The sequence below is a fragment of the Micromonospora alfalfae genome (assembly GCF_022230925.1).
In the GTDB taxonomy this organism is placed as follows: Bacteria; Actinomycetota; Actinomycetes; order Mycobacteriales; family Micromonosporaceae; genus Micromonospora; species Micromonospora alfalfae.
The window spans coordinates 68894-88313 of sequence record NZ_JAKKFH010000062.1; the positions used below are offsets into that span (position 1 = coordinate 68894).

The following is a 19420-nucleotide window of genomic DNA, read 5'->3' on the forward strand; positions in this document are numbered from 1 at the left end:
TTCCTCGCGCCCGAGCAGACGGGTTCCCGCTACGCCAAGGGCTATCTGGTAACGGTGGCTGTAGATGGGGAGCGGCTTACAGCCGGCTGCGCCTGGCCCTGGCGATCGCCGGCGTGGCGGGCCGACGGGGCCAGCCATGCTACCTCTCCACCAGGACACTGGGCCAGGTGAGGAATTGGCCGATGGTGAGGGTTGAGTTCAGGCGGCCGAGCACGATGTCCGCGTCGGGGGACTGCGACGCCGTTGTAGCTCTTCCCGATCCTTGCGGCCGGCTCGCCTGGTAGGACAAGGACGTACGACGCGCCGTATTCCAGCGCGTTCCGGGTCGCGATCGTCTGCCGGGCGCCCATGCGGTTCGCCTCGAACTCCCACGGCCGGGCGTTCGTGGTCGACTTCGCCGGCCGGTAGCCGTCCACGAAGAGGCCCCTTCACGTGGGTCTCGCTGATCAGCGGGAGCCACGGCGTGGCGTGACGTACGCTCTCGCCAGCGACCGATACTCGGCCTTGGCGCCGCGCGGCATGTTCGGCAAGTCATGTTCACCGCGTAGGTACCGGGCGATCTTCCCGAGGCCGGCATTCGGGTCACCGGTGAGCTTCGCGTGCTCGCTAATCAGCTCCTCGGTGTGGCCGATCACAGCGCCGTCGGTGAGAGTCACGTATAGGCCTCCTTCTGAGGCATGTGCTTGAATGCGGTATGACCCGAGCCATCCCTAGCGCCGCAACGCAGGCGCCGTTTCTGGTTGTGACCGCAGATCTCGGCGATAGACCACGGCCGGTGCGAGTCGGCCAATACTTGACTGCGCTCGGCGCCTTGGCTGACTACGCGTACAACCTACCCGTGCCCAGGCTGCCGCCAAGAGAAGGGCCGCCCGACCCCGGTAGCGAGCGCTATGGAGGAATCCGAGACGACGACCCTGACCGCAATAAGCAAATGCTTAGCAACCCCGGCAACATCGAAGGGACAATTCAACGGTCCAGCAGGTCCGGATTTGTGCGCCGTCGGCCTACGGAGGGAATATTTGTTGATCGGCTGAGCCTTGCAAGCCCGCTGGAAGCGGTGCTCGTGGCGGTAGCGAGCGACGTCAAGCCCCTTGGGTACGCGGTGGTAGCTATGGGACTGCTTAAAACCGGGCTCGGGGTGGTAATGGATTGGCAAAAGCACAGAGCCGACCTTCGTCGGGAAGATCAGGGAACGTCGTTGGAAGCCCTCAGCGAAGGCGAAAGAGCGCTTCCAGCAGATGTCTTCATTCGGATGCAACGCCATGCTTCGGTTACGCCCCATCCGGTGCTGGGTGACGAATTGGTCTACGCCGTGAGCGTCATCAGCCATGCCAACCTCGTACGCTTGCAAACCGATGTGGACACGCCAGGGAGAGCCGCGGACTAAAAGCCGTACAGGCGGCCCGTCGTTTTGCGGCGCTTCGCGAGCACGCCATCCGAGCGAGCAGCAACGCCGCCAAGGCGTCGGCCTTCTTCACGCTGTCGCGGACGGTGACAGCAGCCGCGTAGGAAGGCGTACCGTCAGACGCCTTGCGGCCTGGACGTCAACGGTTGAGATGGTCGACAGGGCGGCGCCGCGAAGGGGTCACCTGATGGCAACCGAAGACGAGGTGTCGGACTGGCGTCGTCCAGCAGCGGGTTACTGCGCTGTTTCGAGTAGACGGATGACGACACGGACGAGTCCGGCTAGCCGTTTACGCTGGCCTGCGGGCCGACGGCCGGTTGAAACTGGATCCTGCGGAGACGTTCCTGGTTGACGACAACCGCCGGCGGGAAGATCGCCGGATGCCCTCGAAGACGATCTGGATCGCCAGTCGCTGAACCACTTAGAACTGGGGTCCATCCAGCCACGATGGCGCGGCCGGGGCATCGCCGGCATCTCGTGAGAGCCGCGGTCGTAGAGTGCCGGACGCAAGCTCAGCGACTAGTGGGTGCTTTTCACCGCAAAGGGCGCTAAGTGCTCTCGCTACTTCATATATGTCCGCCTTAACGTAGGTCGTTGTCGTCCCGGCGGCAGATCTGCCGTCGTGCCCAGCGTAAGCGCGAGCGATGCCATAGCCGAAGTTGCGCTCTACCCAAGTCAGAGTTGTGTGGCGGAGCCAGTGAGTGCTGATTTGCTGCGCAGCGATCCAAGGCAGCGATTTGCCTAGCCGCTGCCAGATGTAGTCGTAGCGACGGCGCGTGATCGGTGCCCCATTCCGATACCTCAGCAACTGGCCGCCAGACCCTCGATCCTTGTTGAGTTGAACAAGCGAACGGGCCAGCGTTGGCGAGATTGGCTGCCACCGCACCGTCTCACCCTTCTCGCGCAGTTGCACGAGACAGCCGTCGAGGTCTAAATCTTCTCGTTGAAGCGCGAGAGCACCACCTCGCCTACAGGCCGTCTCCTCGTGAAGCCTGAGCAGAATCGAATCAAGCCGGGGATCATTTCCACTATTTGCCACCAATTTGTTTATCGCAGCCAACTGATTGTCAGTAAGCGCCCGGCGAGTGCTTGCAAGGCGACGAGGCTTGGCGACCCGCGCAGCGGGATTCGCCGCTTCCGAAATCAGCCCATCAGCTACCGCGTAGCCGTATAGGCAACGCATGGCTGATATGAAATGTTCCACTGCGGTTCGTCCGCCACGTGAATTCCGCCGCACGACGACGTTCTTCTTGATGAACTCGGCAAGGTGCCTTATCTCCATGGGCGAAGGCTCGTCTATGCGCCGATCACCCCAAACTTCTTCAATTTTACGCCAGTAAGTCCCATATACCCGCCGTGTGCCTTCGGCGACAGCGCCGGAAACCCTTGAAATATGCTCGCCAAAAGTTGGAATTTCTTTCGACGGCGTAACGCCTTTGAAGACTTCTTCGGCACTCACCCCCAGCCGGGCGATCAAAAACCGCACCGCCTCCAACTCCGCGCCGCCTCCCAGGCGTCCACCTGCGTCGTCAGCCATGCTCTGTCACCTTTCTCAGAGATTGCTGGAGCCCGAGCGCACGGTCGAGCCTATTCATTGTGAATAGCCGGAGTTCCACGCCTCGCAAGTCCGCTACCACCAGGAGGCGATCTATCGGCCTGATTCCGACGGCGAGTCGGACGCTTGACGGAATGCGCAGGTGGCCTTGCCGGGTGACTGTCCACATTCCTGAACCTGACCTTGTCACGCGGACAATCCCGGGTTCCACCTCGTATTCGATTGATTGAAGGGCGCTCCACTGCATAAGGCGGAGCGCCGATCGGTCGGCCAAACGGCCTCGATCGTTAATTGGGGTGACGCAATAGTAGAATGGCGATTTCTCAATTTCTTCGATCAGGTCGGCGAGGGTGAAGCCGCGATGGCGTGCTCGAATCGAGGCCTCAGCGTCAACCGAGCCGTGTTGATCGCCAAATTCGCCATCCTCCCAATTGGGCCAATCCTCGCTTGACGGAAGCACTCCTCCCACTTCCGTCGCCTCCCTTCGTCCTCCACCGGCCTGCGGCACCGTAGGAGCCTCTCCCGCAGAGAAGTGCCACGCTGCGCCGCCCACTCGTCGGCTCTGGCTAGGTTCGCTTCGAGAACCAGACTTGAAAAAGCACCTTCTCACGATGGTGAATTGTTGAACACGCGCTAGACCGTCCTAGGACAGTGATAATTGTCCACTGATTTGCTCCCTCTCCTTGCGCTGGCCGGGTCGGCCTTGGCGAACGCCGGGCCCGGCCAGCTGCCAAACGGCGGCATCGCTCCCTACTCTGATGCTGCTCTTCCTTCCGCTCTGTTGCCTTCGCGGGAGCTAAAGGCCGCAGTCAAGGGGATCCTTAGAGAAGTAACTGAACCTTCTCGTTTTACTTCAGATCGACGGCCGAGCTGCGCCACGGTTCGTAGCATCGGCGCGTTCTGTGATTGGACATGCATCACAACGGACCTTCGGCCGAACTTCTCTGCGTAGTCCAGCAGGCGCCGCAGCAGGCCTGTCCCGATGCCGCGCCGCTGCCAGTCATCTCGCACAAGGAGACAAATCTCTGCGTCAGCACCTTGAGCGATCAGGTTTGCCACAGCGATGATCGGCTGGCCGGGCTCTGACCGGTCCTCAGTCACGAGGAGGGTGAGGCCCTGTGGTGGATCGTGCAGGCGGCGCAGTTTCTCCGGTGTGGGCGATGAGCCCCCCATGTAGCGCTGATGGCGGCTTCGGTTTGAGCAGTTTCGGTGCAGCTGCTCTACTGCCTCAACGTCTGCTGCGGTGGAGGGCCGTACAGCGAGGACTTCACCATCGGGGAGAACAAGAGGTTCTGGTCTCACGTCCGGCTGATCAGGCACTTTTCGTAGTTCGGAGGCCCCGCGATCTCCGGGAAGATCGAGAGTGAGGCTGGCTGCCGTGGCCCCCGCAAGAGGCGAGTAGTCCACACCGCACAGTTCGACCGACAGGTCCCACAGCAGGCGGCCCGCCTGCGCATCGTGCGAGTTTGCGCTGGATTCCTCGATTGCGGCGGGACCTCGCGTCCGCCACCAACGGCTTGGCCCGAGGTATACGCCGGACGGGACGTCGGCAGTGGCAGCGCGCAGTAGGGGCTGCGCGCCGTCTTCTGCCGGCTGAGCGATGAGGGCGCCGATTGCCTGTAGCGCCGCCACGCTTGCTCGGTGTTTCGTGCTTCGCGGCCGGGGCGACAGGAGCCGTGTTGCTGCCCAGCCCGGCTGGCACGCGATGCTGCGCATCGGGATTCCGGCTGCGGCAATCAGGCTGTGCAGGTGGTAGGCGAACAAGAGGTTCGCGAGCTTGCTCGCGGCGTAGGCGTGGTAGATGTTGGGGCTTTGTGGGCTGGGCCATTCTTGCGGGTTCAGACGTGCGACGCGGTGGGCGGTGCTGCTGACGGTGACGATCCGCGCGTCGGCCGCGGCGATCAGCTTGTCCAGCAGGAGCCCAGTCAACGCGAAGTGGCCCAGGTGGTTGACGCCGAAGCAGGATTCGAAGCCGTCGAGGGTTCGCCATCCGGGCTCGCCGATCACCCCCGCGTTGTTGATCAGGATGTCGACGTGTGGGTGGCTGTCGCTGATGATGCTGGCCGCCGCTCTGATGGAACGAAGACTTCCCAAGTCGATGCTGACCTCATCGATTGCGGCGTTGGGGAACTCCTTGCGGATGGCTCGGGCCGCCTCTGCCATCCGGCCGGGGTGTCGGCAGGCCAGGACGACGGTTGCTCCTGCTGCGGCGAGTTGACGGGCGGCTTGGTAGCCGATGCCGGCGTTGGCGCCGGTGATGACGGCGATTTTGCCAGCTTGGTTTGGTGCCCGTTGGGTGTCGTTGGCTGCCCGGAGGGCAGCGCGGGACCGAAGTCCCGACGCTGCCTCCCGTTCGCCGCCCAGTCGAGGTTGATCGGTCGGCATAGTCAACGGCTGGTTCACCAGTCACCGACCGCGTAGGCACCGTTGTAGGTGCCGAGGTTGACACTGATCCAGATGCTGAAACGGGTGCCGTCCTTGACGTTGGTGGCCAAGTTCCTCCACTGCCCCGGCGGCACATAGGTCCAGCCGTTTGAGCACGTCGCCCGGCCTGAGTAGACGACGCACGCATTGAAGGGTGCGCCCCAGCTGCCGCCGTCTCCGGTGTTCTTGACCTGGATGTCGCGGCACTGACTCGTGGTGCGGTAGGTCCCCGTGCGCGGTGCCGATGCGACCTCCACGCCGTCGAAGACCATGAAGTTGTCGGCCAGGCCGAAGCTGGCGCTGTAGGGCGCACTGCGGCATCCGGACGCGGCCTGTGCCGGTGCCGCCGCTACGGCGAGTCCGGCGGCGATGACCATCAGGCCGACGATGGCGGACAGGGTCCGCCGGATCTTGCCGGTCGTCGGCTGCTGGTCGATCTCGGGCGACGGTTGGATGGATGCTGACATTGCTCCTCCTAGGTTCTTGCGGGACAAACGGCAGCGGCCGTGGAGGGAGCGGCGCGCTCGTGGTTGGGTTCGGCGACGGTTGCCGTCGAGCCCGTGTGGGGGACCTTCAGACCGGTCCCGGCGGCGGGGATGGCCGCGGCGGGATCGGGGCAGAGGGCCGGCCGGAGGGCGGCCAGGCTGTAGTAGCGCTTCCAGGACGGGTCTTGGGGGGTCATGGGGTAGCTGTTCAACCAGGTCCAGTCGCCGGCGACGGTGCGGCCGGCGGCTTCTTCGCGGCGGACGAACCGCGCGAAGTGCTCGCTTTCGCGGTGATGGTCGGTGATCGTCACGCCGGCGCGGTCGTAGCTGTGCAGGACTGCTTCCTGAAGCGCGAGCAAGGCTTTGTCGTGTCGCAGACGGTCGTTCTCGTCGAGCTTGAGGCCGTCGATGACGGCGGGTGTCTGGTGGTATCGGTCGGCGTCGGCAAGGTTGCGGGCGGCGATCTCGGAGCCCATGAAGAAGCCGTTGAACGGGGCGGGGTACTGCACGCCGCCGATTGAGAGCAGCATGTTGCTGATGACGGGCACCGCCGGCCACCGCCGGCTGAGGTCGGCGATCCAGCGGTGCTCCGGGTGCTGGATCTGAACTTCGAGGATGTCGCTCTGGTCGACGGGTAGCGCGTGTAGGTGGCCGTCATCGGTGGCGACGATCCACGGCAGGATGTCGAACGGCCTGCGATCTGGCGGGCCCGGCCAGCCGAGGGCGGTAGCCAGGCGCGTGAGTGTGAGATTGGCAGGATCGCCGAGGATGTGTCCTCGACCGGTCCAGGCGGCATACCGGACGAGCTGCGGGTTAATGATTCGTACGGGCGCGGAGCCGCCTGCCGGAACGGGCGGGAAGATGGTGATGGTTGACCGGATGCGGCCGGCGTTGGTTGCTTGGTGCAGGTGGCTCACGAGTGCGCGCTGCACAGCGGTGACGTCGGTGGCGTGGCGGTGGTCGTGTACCTGCAGGCTCTGCCAGCGCAGCCGGCCGATGCAGCGGGCGGAGTTGCGCCACGCTACCCGGGCGCCGTAGGTCAATTCCCGGGTGGTGTGCCGCCATGTGCCGGTTGTGGTGATCTCCGCGCGGACATCACGCCAGCGCCGGGTGAACCCCGCTTGGCCGGTCTCATGGTGCAGCAAGCGGAGGAAGGCATGCGCTTCGTCGAGGACAGAGTTCTGCGTCGTCGACGTAGACGGGTTGGCGACGTCTGCAGTGTTCATCCGTCGACTCCGGCGTCCGGGTCGGCGGGTGGGCGGTGGCGAAAGACCGGCTCGTTGCGGGCGTCGTGCAAGTAGGGGGTTCCTTGGGTGTAGCCGGTGCCGCTGCGCTCGGGTCCGAGGACGCGCACGGCGAGGCGGTAGTGGGTCTGGCGCCACTGGGTGATCGCTGCGGTGAACTCGCGCATCGCGGCGGTAAGGAATGTGTCGGTGGAGGCCGACTGCTGAGCCGCCGCCAGGGCGTCATCGAGACTGACCTGGCCTTGCAGGATTGCCGTGCGGACCTCGGGAACTGACAGGTACGCGGGTGAGTTCAGACGCTTGCCGTCTGGCGTGCGGCACAGCGATTCGAGCATTTTGTAGTGGCGGGACTGGATGGCGCTCGCGCCGTCGGTGTACGGGCGAAAGGCGTGGAACGCTTCGGGCTGGATCGTGGCCAGCAGCGGCCAGAGCGAAGCGCTCTCGCGCAGCAGCGACGCCGCTGCGGACAGTCTGGTCGCGGCGAGCGGCATCCGGCCGGCCTGTACGGCGTTGATGATCTCGGTAAGGTCCGTCGCCAGCAACGCGAAGGTCGTCTCGAAAGCCTGCAAGACGCGAATGAACATCCACTCGTCGTGCACCGTGTGTACCGGCAGCATGCTGACCTGCAGGGCCCGTCGGTCCTCGGCGGTGAGGTCCACGTTGACGGCGGCGGTCACGCGTCGTAGCTGAGCGATCTCTGAGGGGTCCGTTGTGTCCTCGACGAAGCTGAGGCGCCGCAGCGCTGGCATCACCGCGCGGAGCGCGTGTCGCAGTCTTTTGGCCGCCACGGGCGGTGTCGGGCGCAGTTGTGGAAGCGGCGCTTGGTCGTCGTAGGCAGCTCGGAGCTCGAAGGCGATGAGGTCTGTCAGCAGGATCGCGTGTAGGCGGTCGCGGTGGGCGAGCTGTTGCGCGGCCGCACCCGGACCCCGGCTCGGGTCGGGTATCGGCAGGAGTGCCAACCCGAGGTATGAGCGGTAGTCGAAGGTGCCGTCGATCTTGTCGAGCGCACCGGAGAGGAACGCGGACAGGTAGCTGGTGCTGGTGCCGTTGAGCTGCGAAAGCCGGTCCCTTGCGACGATCAGCGCTTGTGTCCACTCGTCGGGGACGAAGTGCTTGCCGTAGTGCTGGTAGGCGGTCACGACCGCGTCGAAGGGGAACCGGTCGGCCGAGGGGCGGCGCTGCGCCAGCCACCGGTGCAGGGGTTGCGCGCTGGTCACCGTGATGCTCCGATCGGTGTCCCGCTGCGGGATTTGACTCGGTACTCGCCGATCGCGTCGCAGAGCGCGTCGATGTCGCGGGCGTTCGTGTAGGCGTGAGCGGCAATGCGGACGACGCCGCGGCGGGGGGCGACGGCGATGCCGTGGTCCTCAAGCCAGGCGGCCATCGCCCAGGCGCGTGGTTCCCTCAGCGTGAGGTGCGCGCCTCGCTCGTCCTCCATGGGCGCCAGGTCCACGATCTCGCCTTGCCGTGTGAGCCGATCGGCGGCGCAGGCCAGGAGCCGTTGCGTATGTTCACGGACCGCGGTCAGGTCCAGGTCCTCGATGAGCGACAGCCCGGCCACGGCGGCGTACGCCGCGGGCACCGATGGTGTGCCGGTCTCGAGGCGGCGGGCGTGCGCCGGGAAGTCGAGTTGCGTCGCGTCGAACGCGTGCGGATCGATGCGGCCGAGCCAGCCGGTCAGGGCCGGGGCGGGTCCGCCGGGATGGCGCACGTACAGGAAGGCGATCCCCGGCAGGCCCAGCAGGTACTTTCCGGTGCCGGCCATCAGGTAGTCGCAGCGCAGCGCGTCGACGTTCAAGGGCATGACGCCGGCGGCCTGGTAGGCGTCGACGATCACCGCGGCGCCGGCGGCGTGAGCGGCGTCTGCCACGCGCCGGATGTTCAGGCGGGTCCCGTCGTGATGGGTAACGGCGGGCACGGAGACCAGCGCGGTGTCGGTGGTGATGGCGCGCAGGTAGTCAGCGGAGCTGACCCGGCCGGCGCGGGGGCCGCACCAGAGCACTCGCGCTCCACGGGGTTCCTGGGCCAGCCATACGTGCGCGACGCCGGGGAATTCGGCGGTGGTGGTCAGCAGGTCGCGTCGGCGCCGCCAGCGCAGGCTGGACACGGCTTGGTAGGCGGCGACGCTGACGTTGGGCAGGATCGCGACCTGGTCGACCTCGGCGCCGATGAGGCGGGCGAATCGGCGCCGGGCGTCGGTCACCTGTTCCTCGGCGGCGCTCCAGAAGCCGGGGCGGGACAGGTCGTCCAGCATCGCGGCCAGCGCCTGATCCATTGCGGTGCTGCGCGGGCCGATGCTGCACGCGGCCAGGTGCACCGTCTGCTCCAGGCTCGGTAATCGGCTGCGGATGCCCGCCGGGATCGGGACAGCTGTGGCGCTCACTGCTGGGCCTGCCTGCTCTGGCGACCGCGAGGGCTGGATTCGGTCAGCTCGGTACGCGCCTCCCAGAGCGTGGGGAAACAGCGATGCGAGATGAGCCGGCTCAAGCTGTCGACTGGGGTGTTGCGGGTGCCGAGCACGCCGTGGCCGATGATGCGGGTCGCGATGGTGTAGTGCTGGGTGCGCCAGAGCGCGATCTGCTCGTCGAGAGACACGAGCGCTTCGGCGAGCCGGTATAGCGGGTCGGATGGCTGTCCGCGGTAGAGGTCGATCGGCGTGAGGTCGAGTGAGGCCAGTAGCCCGCTCAGCGCGATGTCGAGTTCGGTGGTGGCCTGGCGCAGCAGTTTCCAGCCGGGCGATTCGAAGCCGGAGCCGTTGCCCAACTCGGCGCGGAAGGACGCGAACTGCAGCGGGTGCAGGTGCCGCAGGATGTCCAGTTGGTGGGTGACCAGCCGCAGGCTCTGCGCCGCCCGCTGGATGAGCAGTTCGGCCGCGCCGGGGTGGTCGTCGGCGATGTGGTCGAGCGCGCGCGCCAACTCGTCGTAGATCAGCTTGAACCACAGTTCCGAGGACTGGTGGACGACCTGGAACAGCAGCTCGTCGGGGTGCGCCCCCTCGGTGGTGCTGCGTTGCAGGGAGAGCAGTACGTCGGTACGCATGTAGCGGGCGTAGTCGGTCGCTGCGGTGCCGGGCAGCACTGCGGGCAGGGGTGTCGTGGACAAGGGTGGTCCTCCGCATGGTTCGGATCGGTTACGCCGCGGCCCGGCGAAAACGCTGTACGGGTTGTGAGGTAGGGGTCAGCCGTGTAGCGCGGACAACGCGGACGCGGCCACGCGGGACGTCGGCTCCACCAGGGCGGGGTCCGGGTTTGCGTTGAGGCGCAGCGGCGCGGCCGTCAGCGTGAGGTAGAGATTGGCGTCGTAGGTGACGATGTGGCTTCCGGCCGCGTCGGTGTACGCGTAGGCGCCAGCACCCAGGGACGCGATGTCCCGAACGGACTCGGCTTCGGTATGAACGCGGCGCAGTCCCTCATACATGACCCGCCCGGCCTCCGGCGCCCCGATGGTGGCCGCCACGGTCACGACGACGCCTCCGGGCAGTTGACCGAGTGTCGCCGTACATGTCAGGTTGGTGGTGGCACCGACCGGACGGTTCTGGTGCTGTTGCTGTCCCACCGGGCCGAACAGCTCGCTCAGCGGCCGGAAATCCAGCGCAGGGCACAGCGCGTCAACGCTTCGGTAGGTTGCTGGCGGGCCCGTGGATGTCCCAGCAGTGCCGAACCCGGCGGTGCTGGACGACGCCACCGGCGCGGTCACGGACGTGTCGTCGGCCTCCGAGCAGCCGGTCAGTGCCGACGCCGCAAGCCCGAGGAGCATGACAAGAGCTGCAGCAGCTCGGCGAGCAGGCAGGCTCATGCGGTGCCCTGCGCCGTGGGCGGAGGGCATCAGCGCGAGAGCTCCCTGCCGTTCTCGGCTGCCCCTCATGCCAGAGATGGATTGGTTTGCTCGACCGTTCATTCGGCAGCACCTAACTGGGGGCACAGCGCATCAGCCCACCGCAATATGGCGGCGAGCCCGAACCCAGGTCCCTCCCCCGTTGTCGAGGACTGAGTCGTTCGGCATCGAATCCACCACAGCACCTTTGTGCGTGTCTACTAATGCGACTACACCTAGCCGGATACCAAACAACCACATCGGCCAGCCGCAACCATGTTGAGCTGCACAAACAGCGGCTATAAAGGTAGATCGCGGAGATGGTGAAGCTGGTGCCCTGGTGGGGGAAACGCTAGCGTCCAATCCGCCATTGGATGCGGCGGCAGTTTGCATGACCGCCGGCCAGGAACGTGCAACACGGGGAGGTAATAGATCGTGAATCAGCCTGAATCTCAGGTGCGGCAACGCCTTGCGGCATTGGCGGCTTCGGCGTTCGCCCTTGCGACGATCGGCGCGTTTTCCGCGTCACCGGCGAGGGCGGAGGTGAGCCCTTCGAGTTCGGCGACCGCTACGGCCAGTCCTGACAAGCCGAAGCCGCAACGGTCCGCCGTCGAGACGGAGCCCTCGGCGTCGAAGCCGGCCGCCAGCAGTACTCCCGACCCGACCGATCCTCCGCCGGAGCCCGACCCCACCACTCCCCCGCCCGATCCGACCACCGCGCCGCCGGAGCCCGATCCGAGTACTCCCCCGCCCGACTCCCCGCCCGCGCCGGAACCAACGCGGGTAAGTCCTCGGCCGTCGAGCAGTGCGCCAGGCGGGGGGCGGACTCCGCAGCAGCCCGGCGGGGGTGCCACGGACCGTGGCGACCGGCCGAGCAGCGACGGCGGTACCGCAGGATCGTCGGTGCCGTCGCTCCCGGTGACCGGCGGGAGTATCGCTCCGATCGCGGCCACTGGGGGCGCGGCCCTCATCGCCGGCATCGCGCTGCTGCGGGCCGGCCGCCGCAAGCCACGATGAGCACAAGCTGGCCCAGCTGACGCAGGCGGAAGGAGCATCTAGTGACGACGCAGCACCCGGATCGGGCGGTCTGGCCATCCTCGATCGAGGACGTCCCCACCACCGCGCCCGGCCGGGTGCCTGCGGTCGAACCCGTTCGCCGCACCGCTACCCCACCTGACAACGGCATCCGCACCGGCTCGCATCCCCCTGACTCCGACCAGCGACGGTCCTTGGTGTCCGGCGACAGAAGCGGCCGACGGAGGCGATGGCCGCGCGGACCTGCGGCGCTCGCCCTAGCGGCCCTGCTCACGGGCGCGTCCATCGGATTCGGCCTGCACTACACGGTCGTGCCACCGCCGCGTCACACGCCGATAACAACGGCGCCCACCGCATCGGCTGGCGCAGCGTTCGCGCAACGCCAAGCGACGGTCAACCGGGCTACCCTGCCGACGCCCGACATCGCGGACTTCGCCGGACCTTGGCTCGGCACGATCGGAGGCTGCTCGGTCGATGCCATCAGCGAAGCGCAGCGCGGCAACGGTGAGACGACTCGAACCCGCTGCACGGCAGGAATCGTCACCAGTTACTGGATCACGTACCGCAACCTCGCCGACCGGGAGGCCGCAGAAGCCCGATACCGCAGTCAGGCGGCGAACGCGGCCGCCCTGGCCGCAGGTGCGGCGGCTCCGACGCAGCAGAGCACCGCGGCCGGCCGCACCATGCAGTACATCGAGTACGCCTACCGAATTCCCACCGGCAACCGGGCAGGACAAGTCGTGGCCGCCATCTGGTGGAGCGACCCCACGAAGCCCATCGCAGGAGTCTTCACCTGCTACTGGGCTGATCTGGCATCTTCGTGGGCACCACTACGTGACCTATGGGCACAGGCCACCACAACGCCCGTTCAGCGGTAGGCAGCCTGCGCCGGCAGCCGCCCGGCGGCGATCTCCTCGACGGCGTGATGCACAGCCAACCCCGGTACGACGACCTCTCGGCCCGCCCACGGCACGGGAAGTGTCGCTTGCCCGCACTGCCCGCACCACGATCCCGCCTGCCAGACCTGCCAAGCCCGGCCAGCCAGCGTGCCGCTGCCGCGGCCACTCGACCGAGCCAGTGCGAGAGCCGCGGCAGGAGCACCCACCAAACCGACGAGGCCCATCATCAGGGCGCATGCAGCACGGTCAGCTGCCGGCGCTGCGACAACGCCGTACGCGAGCAGACACAGCAACCCGCAGCAGATCCAAGCCACCACCATCGGCCGGCGAGGTGACTGCGGCTGGACCGGCGGCCGCAGGAGATGCGCCAGCCCCGTCGTCGACCTCGTTACGCTGCGACCCCGAACCACCAGAACTCGCGGTGCCAACATGGTGGTGCTGGTGTGAGTCGTCCTGATCCCTGCGGCGTAGACCGAAGCCAAATGGCGTCGACCGCCGGTGGCGCCACAACACGGGCTAGCGGCAAGAGATGACATATCACGAGTATGAACGCCTGCACCGACAATGCGATGACCGGTGCTAGACCGTCCAACGTGGCCATCGTAGCGATCGGCGAGCAGCCGTCCACAGGTACGGGCGCCATATGTGCTGCGCGTCCGTGTCACTCGTATCCCGGCCGCGTAGATGGCAGGTGACGTTCGCCGGCTGTTGAGCTGCACGCAGTTGGGGCATCCCGAACCAAGACTCACGAAGGGCGATTATGGCCGGAGCCACCGACATCTGGCCTAGCTCATTAGATCGATGAGGGATGGGAGCGCGCCAAGCCTCAAAACTCCGCGGTTCCCGGCTCGCTCCTCACTACGTCATCGACCGGACAGCTTTGGTCCCACGGAGGTACCTCGACCAGTACCGGTAGCTCGTCAGCTCCGGCGATCAGGCGTCAGCGGGCAGCGACGGCTCCGTGCATCGGCGAACGAGTCGGTGCAGTGGAGTAGGGGTCGGGCCCACTCAACTCTGGACGCCAATCACTGAGTGGCACTAGTCCGGGTGCCATAATGGTGAAGTCACCAAACAGGGCGCCGAGCTGCGCGTCCGTTCGGAGTGTGATTTCGGTGGCCGCTTGTGCTTTGAACACACTCTTTGCCGTGGAGACGGTTGTCTCGTCATAGGCGTCGGTTACGTCGACGGCGCTCAGGTGCGAAATGACCATCGCGCTTCCTGGAGCAAGCTGGTCTCGGATGGGTGCGATAACGGCATCTATCCGATTGTCGGGCACTTGCTGGAGCACCGCGCAGTAGAGCACGGCGACTGGCCTGTTCAGGTCAATCACCGTTGCTAGGTCACTGTCGCTGAGGGTGTCCAGCAGAAGCTCAGGCTGGGTGAAGTCGCCTTCCAGCGCGCGGTGCGGGCCGCCCATTAGGATTTCGTTGGATGCGACAACCGCGACTGGGTCGATGTCGACGTAGAGCACCCGGCTGTCTGGCGCGATTGCTTGCGCGACTTCGTGAACGTTACCTTGAGTAGGAATGCCCGATCCTAGGTCCAGGAATTGCCGGATGCCGGCCTCGGCCAGCACATGTACGGCTCGGCGCAGGAACAGGCGATTCGACCAGGCAATATCCCGTGCCTCCGGGACGGCCTGCAGGAGCTGATGCGCCGCCGCCCGATCAGCGGGAAAGTTCCTCTCACCACCGAGGAGGTAGTCGTAGATACGGGCGACCGTGGCGCGACCGAAGTCCACGCCGCCGGCAGCAGTCCGCTGGTCAGTCAAGATTTCTCCTACTTTCGATGCGCGGGCACTACCGCGGGGCTATTGGAATCCCTTGCCAGCAGCTCGACGAGCGCGTCCGATACCAAGGCCAGCCGCTGCGCATCGGCCTCGACATCCGGATGTAAAACACGCGATTCCTGCGGCTCCAGACCGGGATCTTCCTGCGGCTCCGACCCGGCTTTTGCCGGTGAATTGAGCCTCTGCATGGCGGTTAGAATTGCCGCTGCCTCGCCAGCTGCCGCAGCCCGGTCGAAGCTGTAACCGGCACATGCCGCGCTTCGCTTCGTCTCAGCAATGACTCCTGCGTCCAGCGGGCCGAGCGCTTGTAGGCCGTCGGCTATCTCTACGCATCGCCGATATAAGTGCGGTCCAGCGCTCAGCAGTACACCTCTGGCCCGCTCGGGTTTACGAGGAGGGTCAAGCGCGATAGTAGGCGTCGCCTGGAAGAGGGCGTACCACAGTGGATGTAGTCGCCGATACAGGCGGCGTCGTCGCGGCAGCGCTCGCATCGCATCAGCGAATTTCCATGCGGACGAAAATACGAGACTGATACACACTAGGGGCAGTGCCAACGTGATTAGCGCCTGCGACACGATCGGTTCAGACCACGGAGGATCAATGCCTCTTAGCTTCAAGGCAATGAAGAGACCTTTGTGCACTACGTACCCGGCACCGAAAGTGGCGCCAATCGCGAGGAGTCTCATACTGACACGCAGCCGACGCTCGGCGAACTTCGCATAGCGGATCGACATTCGGAGAATGTCGCCAATTGCTACAGCTAGGCAAATTAGATAGCCCAGCATATAAATGCCGATTTCCGGCAATTCCGCATACCTCTCCGCGAAGCGCAGAGGCTCGGATACAGCGACGTCGGCCGCCACGAACATGGCTACCATCAGACAAAGTACGGCGGTAAGCAGCACCAACCGGACCCGGAGCCGGCGCGGGGCCTTCTCCGGGTCACCGAGATATAGAAACAATATCTGCACCGCAGCAGCAACTACCAGAACGGAGCCGTTCTCCAGGATCTTCGTGACGTTCGGTATACCGGTGGCTTGATCGACTGCGGCATACACCGGCGCCCAGCCCACGATGACGGCCACTGCGCAGCCAAGACAGATAGCCACGCTCGCCTGAATTTTGGGATCCTCAGGGTCTCGCCTCAGCGCTCCGAGCTTGACCAGAAACGCCGCCATAGCGAGCACCGCAGTGACTATATGACCGATCGCCACCAGCATGTTGGCCCCGTCTAGTCCGTCAAAGCTGCAGCAATGCGGTACACCACTGCGGCGGCGTCGTCGTGAAGGCCAGCGACGTTGACGACATCCCCCAGGCCATCCAACCGCGCCCCTAGGTATGTCGCGACCACCTCAGCGTCTCGCTCCTGCTGCTGGTCATAGGTCCTTGGTGATCGAGCCATCACAGAGTCGACGCCCTCGACGCTGAACATTTCAGCCATGACCTCGCCGGCCCCGTCTATTACAGGACTGCCTACGTGGTCCAGTGCCATATGCATGAGCTCGTGCAGGAGGGTCTGCACCTCCAAGACCATCGACGTCGCCCTGCTGTAGAGGACGTAGTCCGTTTCGGGCGTCGCCACCCATAGGCCGCACGGCAGGGTCGAGGTCTGAGATGTCATCGCGACCAGCTGGATCGGACGGTCTCGTGCAGCCTCCAGCGCCGCGATCAAGGACTGAACCGTCAACGGCACGGGCAGCTCAACCGCCACCCGACGGAGCAACCACTCAGCCCGGCGCTCTTGCCGCCGCCACATACCTTCACCTCCTGAGGCGGGCGCGCCGAGGCACACCGTGCGCCGAGCAGCGCCCCGGCCCCACTAAGTGGCCGCTCAGTGACTACGCTCAAGAGCCGACCACAATAGTGGTGAGACGCTAAGGGGGCAGCATAGCCACCAACACGCTCCGGAGGCACCCCTCTACCGCTTGCAGCCATGGAACTTCCACAAACGAGTGTCCTGAAGCATCGCCAAACGGGGCGAATCGCACTTCGCACGCGCCCACCGAGATGATGACGCGTCCACGGAGAGGCCTACCCCTTGAACGTAACTATCGACCTGCCCCAGCGGCCCAAACTCGCCGACAGGGTGGCGCTCGTCGCGACAGAGGTGTTCGCTCCGACCCATCTCACGGGTGCTATGCCGATCGTCATCGGGATCCAAAGTGCAGCCACTGCTCGCATCGGACTCGCCTGGGGCCTGACGGCTGCGCTGTTCTGCTCGGTTTTTCCAGCGAGCGTCGTGTGGCTCGGTGTCCGCCGGGGTCAGCTCACCGACCGGCACGTCGGGCGTAGAGAGCAGCGCCGAGCACCAATGATGTGGGGTCTGTTGTCGGTCTTGGGCGGAATTGCGATATTGGTTGGCTTCGGCGCGCCACGTCCGCTGACAGCCTTGGTCGTCGCGACGTTCGCGATTGGACTGACCTTGACTGCGGTCAACCTCGCCTGGAAGATCAGCGTGCACGCAGCAGTCGCGGCTGGTTCGGCCGCCGTGCTGGTGAGCGTGCTTGGTCCACCGCTGCTGCTTCTCGCTGTTCCGGTCGTAGCCCTTATCGGCTGGTCCCGCATCCGGCTGCGCGACCACACGCCTGCTCAGGTGGTGGCTGGCACCGGCGCGGGCCTGGTCATCTCGATGCCGATATTCCTTGTGCTGGCTTGACCGACGGCGTGTCCACGCCCACCAGGAGCTTGCCGTTCAGTTCAGGGGTGTCAGGCCGATCCGGGTCGACCGCCGCGACGCGGCGGGTGGTTCCGCCGCGCCTCCAAAGCGGCAACCCCCTCGACAATCGCCCGCAAGGTAGCCCTTGGCATGCCGGGAGGTAGGTTTCGCGCCAGGACTGTGATCTGAGCGAGGTCAGGGTCCACCTCGGGAGCCGAAGCATGGCCGGCAGGCTCGGCTGAGTCGAAGAAGTAGTTCGGACTAACACCCCAGAAGTCAGCCAGGCGCTGGATGTTCTTCATGGTGGGGTTGTCCCGCTCGCCGCTCAAAAGATAGTTCAAATAGGACACCGACAGGCCTGTGGCGGCGGAGACCTCCTCCGGCGTGAACTTGTTCTCCGTGTCCTTGTTCAGGCGTTCGTCGAAGAGAGCTTGGAGTCGACCCGCGAACGTGGAGCCTCCAGAGCCTGGCCCAGCCGAAGGGTGCGACCCTGGTCCACCCCCAGAGTCCGTCATGGTCATTCCCCAACTCCTCGACGCGCCACTATCGTGGGCAAAGTGAATTTCCGACCACAACAGTTGCGGAGCCGTACCGCCCAGTGCGAAGCTTGCTCAAGCACGGCCACTGCTGTGGCAGTGACACGGTATCGGACAACCATAGTGTTGCAACAGGTGTCCGTTGTTTCGACACCTGGCGGAACCGGCGATGCCGGATCGGAGACGGGCAGCGCATCGAAGAAGCGGGATCGGGGGGATGCGCGATGCGCGCCGGAGAGCCTTCGCCAGGCAGAAACCCGCGGGGCACATGCCGCCGCGGTTGCCGTCACGCGGCACCCCTGCGTCGAAGCGAGCTGGCGTCAGTGGCCTCGGAGCAGCAGACTTCGGGGCCGCTGCCGATACCGGTCGACACCGGTGGCAGCGACTTGCAACAGCACCACACGTGGCACAGCGGGAGCGGCGCACCTTCCCAAAACGTTGGTCCCGCAGACCGTCGCGCTCAGCGGCTTCAGCTGAGCATTGGACGGCCGTCTTCACATCGCCGGCGACCGTCGCTAAGGCTCTGGTCACATACTGGCTGTAATGCCAGGAGACCCACATGATTTGGGCGCGCGGCCGTATCGCACGTCGCCTACGGGATGCCGGGCTGCCGCCTCCGCCCGCTCCATACACCGTCGATGCCTGGTGCGAGGCTATCGCCCACGGCCGAGGCCGCCCGATCCACCTTCGCGGCGAGCACCTCGGTATGGACCTCCCCTCTGCGTTTCTCATCAAGCTCGAGCACGCAGACGTCATCATTGTTGACTCGGCCCTACCGATGCTGCCTCGAACGCAAGGCATCCTGCACGAGCTGGCTCACCTTGTCCTCAACCACAGTGGCGACGCCCTGCATGCCGAGGTCGACGCAGCCGTCGAGGCTGAAGCGGAGCTCGCAGCGGACCTGCTCTTCCAGCGGCTGTCCAATGCTGCGACGGTCGCGAGCCGGGCATTGACCTCCGGCACCGCCAACTCGATCCTTAGCCAGCGGCTGTGGTGGCCTACGAGTTGGTGGATCGATCGCCGAACGGACTGGCAGGTCAACCAGCTGTGGATGACCCTACGAGCGGGCATGCCCGAGGCCGCAATCATCACCACCACTACTGCTGAAAGGGTCCCGGTAGAAATTGGCGGCAGCCGGCAGCGTTACCGGCGGGCCGTCGAGGTGCACGAGGCATTGCGGTTGCTGCGTCCGTGGTATTCGCGGCAGGTACACGACAGCGCGACCCAGCGTGCCCAGCGCTATCAACTGGATGCCACGAGTACGGCTGCGGTGGTCGAGGCGGCTCAGGTGGCGGTGGCGCTGCGGCGCCATCAGACCGAGCCGCCCTCGGACGACGTCCCACGGTTACCTCAGCGGCGGCTTGCGGCATACGACATACGCGCGGAGGCCCGCCGCCTGGCGCTGGTGGGTCTTGCGCTACATGACTCCCCCCTCGTCGCTGCGGAACTCGCTCGCTGGAGCCCGGTGGCCTACGGCTCGCGGCCCGAGGAACCTGGGTCCACGGCCTTCGATAGTTTCCCGATCACCCCGTTGAACAGGGCTGTGACTCGAAACGGCTGGGCCGGCGCGGCGTAGCCG

The 19420-nt window shown here is 65.6% G+C and carries 18 protein-coding genes; 5 read left to right on the forward strand and 13 right to left on the reverse strand.

Going from position 1 to position 19420, the window contains the following annotated elements; all coding sequences use genetic code 11:
- Nucleotides 1–446: 446 nt before the first annotated feature.
- Nucleotides 447–656, reverse strand: a complete 210-nt coding sequence (locus MED01_RS33290; protein WP_238672419.1) for a hypothetical protein — start codon at nt 654–656, stop codon at nt 447–449.
- A gap of 182 nt (nt 657–838) precedes the next feature.
- Here MED01_RS33290 and MED01_RS33295 point away from each other — a divergent pair, with 182 nt between their 5' ends.
- On the forward strand, nt 839–1387 hold the full coding sequence (locus MED01_RS33295) for a hypothetical protein (protein WP_238672420.1): 549 nt from the start codon (nt 839–841) through the stop codon (nt 1385–1387).
- 439 nt (nt 1388–1826) lie between these two features.
- On the opposite strand, the gene MED01_RS33300 is transcribed toward MED01_RS33295, so the two are convergent.
- The 8 genes from MED01_RS33300 to MED01_RS33335 form a co-directional block, all read right to left on the reverse strand.
- Nucleotides 1827–2942: a tyrosine-type recombinase/integrase gene (locus tag MED01_RS33300; RefSeq protein ID WP_238672421.1), complete on the reverse strand. Its 1116-nt coding sequence runs from the start codon at nt 2940–2942 to the stop codon at nt 1827–1829.
- Between the two features lie 768 nt (nt 2943–3710).
- Entirely contained in the window at nt 3711–5363 is a 1653-nt protein-coding gene (locus tag MED01_RS33305) for an oxidoreductase (protein WP_238672422.1), read from the reverse strand.
- Nucleotides 5360–5851: a hypothetical protein gene (locus tag MED01_RS33310; RefSeq protein WP_238672423.1), complete on the reverse strand. Its 492-nt coding sequence runs from the start codon at nt 5849–5851 to the stop codon at nt 5360–5362. Before MED01_RS33310 ends, MED01_RS33305 begins: the two co-directional genes overlap by 4 nt.
- 8 nt (nt 5852–5859) lie before the next feature.
- Entirely contained in the window at nt 5860–7095 is a 1236-nt protein-coding gene (locus MED01_RS33315) for a nitric oxide synthase oxygenase (RefSeq protein ID WP_238672424.1), read from the reverse strand.
- Nucleotides 7092–8330: a tryptophan 2,3-dioxygenase family protein gene (locus tag MED01_RS33320; protein WP_238672425.1), complete on the reverse strand. Its 1239-nt coding sequence runs from the start codon at nt 8328–8330 to the stop codon at nt 7092–7094. The genes MED01_RS33315 and MED01_RS33320 overlap by 4 nt, the downstream gene beginning before the upstream one ends.
- The gene (locus MED01_RS33325; RefSeq protein ID WP_308193590.1) at nt 8327–9496 is read right to left on the reverse strand and encodes an aminotransferase class V-fold PLP-dependent enzyme; all 1170 of its coding nucleotides are present in this window, start codon (nt 9494–9496) and stop codon (nt 8327–8329) included. Before MED01_RS33325 ends, MED01_RS33320 begins: the two co-directional genes overlap by 4 nt.
- Entirely contained in the window at nt 9493–10215 is a 723-nt protein-coding gene (locus MED01_RS33330; RefSeq protein ID WP_238672426.1) for a tryptophan 2,3-dioxygenase family protein, read from the reverse strand. Before MED01_RS33330 ends, MED01_RS33325 begins: the two co-directional genes overlap by 4 nt.
- A gap of 75 nt (nt 10216–10290) precedes the next feature.
- Nucleotides 10291–10908, reverse strand: a complete 618-nt coding sequence (locus MED01_RS33335; RefSeq protein ID WP_238672427.1) for a hypothetical protein — start codon at nt 10906–10908, stop codon at nt 10291–10293.
- A gap of 921 nt (nt 10909–11829) precedes the next feature.
- On the opposite strand from MED01_RS33335, the gene MED01_RS33340 reads away from it, so the two are divergent.
- Both MED01_RS33340 and MED01_RS33345 read left to right on the forward strand, forming a co-directional pair.
- The gene (locus MED01_RS33340; RefSeq protein WP_238672428.1) at nt 11830–11943 is read left to right on the forward strand and encodes an LAVTG motif-containing sortase-dependent surface protein; all 114 of its coding nucleotides are present in this window, start codon (nt 11830–11832) and stop codon (nt 11941–11943) included.
- A 41-nt stretch (nt 11944–11984) separates the two neighbouring features.
- Nucleotides 11985–12839 (forward strand): hypothetical protein, encoded by an 855-nt coding sequence (locus tag MED01_RS33345; RefSeq protein WP_238672429.1) that lies wholly within the window; start codon nt 11985–11987, stop codon nt 12837–12839.
- A 961-nt stretch (nt 12840–13800) separates the two neighbouring features.
- On the opposite strand, the gene MED01_RS33350 is transcribed toward MED01_RS33345, so the two are convergent.
- Genes MED01_RS33350 through MED01_RS33360 form a run of 3 tightly spaced genes read right to left on the reverse strand, consistent with a single transcriptional unit; the run spans nt 13801 to nt 16360 of the window.
- A complete protein-coding gene (locus tag MED01_RS33350; RefSeq protein WP_238672430.1) occupies nt 13801–14631 on the reverse strand; it encodes an SAM-dependent methyltransferase in 831 nt (276 codons plus the stop codon).
- Nucleotides 14632–14639: 8 nt separating this feature from the next.
- The gene (locus tag MED01_RS33355) at nt 14640–15869 is read right to left on the reverse strand and encodes an MAB_1171c family putative transporter (RefSeq protein ID WP_238672431.1); all 1230 of its coding nucleotides are present in this window, start codon (nt 15867–15869) and stop codon (nt 14640–14642) included.
- Between the two features lie 11 nt (nt 15870–15880).
- On the reverse strand, nt 15881–16360 hold the full coding sequence (locus tag MED01_RS33360; RefSeq protein WP_238672432.1) for a hypothetical protein: 480 nt from the start codon (nt 16358–16360) through the stop codon (nt 15881–15883).
- 327 nt (nt 16361–16687) lie between these two features.
- Between MED01_RS33360 and MED01_RS33365 the strand changes: the two genes are divergently transcribed.
- Nucleotides 16688–17305 (forward strand): phosphoesterase PA-phosphatase, encoded by a 618-nt coding sequence (locus MED01_RS33365; RefSeq protein WP_238672433.1) that lies wholly within the window; start codon nt 16688–16690, stop codon nt 17303–17305.
- 50 nt (nt 17306–17355) lie between these two features.
- Here MED01_RS33365 and MED01_RS33370 read toward each other — a convergent pair whose 3' ends face one another.
- Nucleotides 17356–17826: a helix-turn-helix domain-containing protein gene (locus MED01_RS33370; protein WP_238672434.1), complete on the reverse strand. Its 471-nt coding sequence runs from the start codon at nt 17824–17826 to the stop codon at nt 17356–17358.
- A 721-nt stretch (nt 17827–18547) separates the two neighbouring features.
- Here MED01_RS33370 and MED01_RS33375 point away from each other — a divergent pair.
- Nucleotides 18548–19417 carry a DUF6545 domain-containing protein gene (locus MED01_RS33375; protein ID WP_238672435.1) on the forward strand — a complete coding sequence of 290 codons (870 nt, stop codon included), beginning with the start codon at nt 18548–18550 and terminating at the stop codon, nt 19415–19417.
- Nucleotides 19418–19420 lie beyond the last annotated feature (3 nt).

Coding starts and splice junctions, on each gene's coding strand:
- MED01_RS33370 (WP_238672434.1), bottom strand. CDS start 17,826: ATGACCATGACGGACTCTGGGGGTGGACCAGGGTCGCACCCTTCGGCT.
- MED01_RS33335 (WP_238672427.1), bottom strand. CDS start 10,908: ATGAGCCTGCCTGCTCGCCGAGCTGCTGCAGCTCTTGTCATGCTCCTC.
- MED01_RS33310 (WP_238672423.1), bottom strand. CDS start 5,851: ATGTCAGCATCCATCCAACCGTCGCCCGAGATCGACCAGCAGCCGACG.
- MED01_RS33355 (WP_238672431.1), bottom strand. CDS start 15,869: ATGCTGGTGGCGATCGGTCATATAGTCACTGCGGTGCTCGCTATGGCG.
- MED01_RS33375 (WP_238672435.1), top strand. CDS start 18,548: ATGGACCTCCCCTCTGCGTTTCTCATCAAGCTCGAGCACGCAGACGTC.
- MED01_RS33300 (WP_238672421.1), bottom strand. CDS start 2,942: ATGGCTGACGACGCAGGTGGACGCCTGGGAGGCGGCGCGGAGTTGGAG.
- MED01_RS33315 (WP_238672424.1), bottom strand. CDS start 7,095: ATGAACACTGCAGACGTCGCCAACCCGTCTACGTCGACGACGCAGAAC.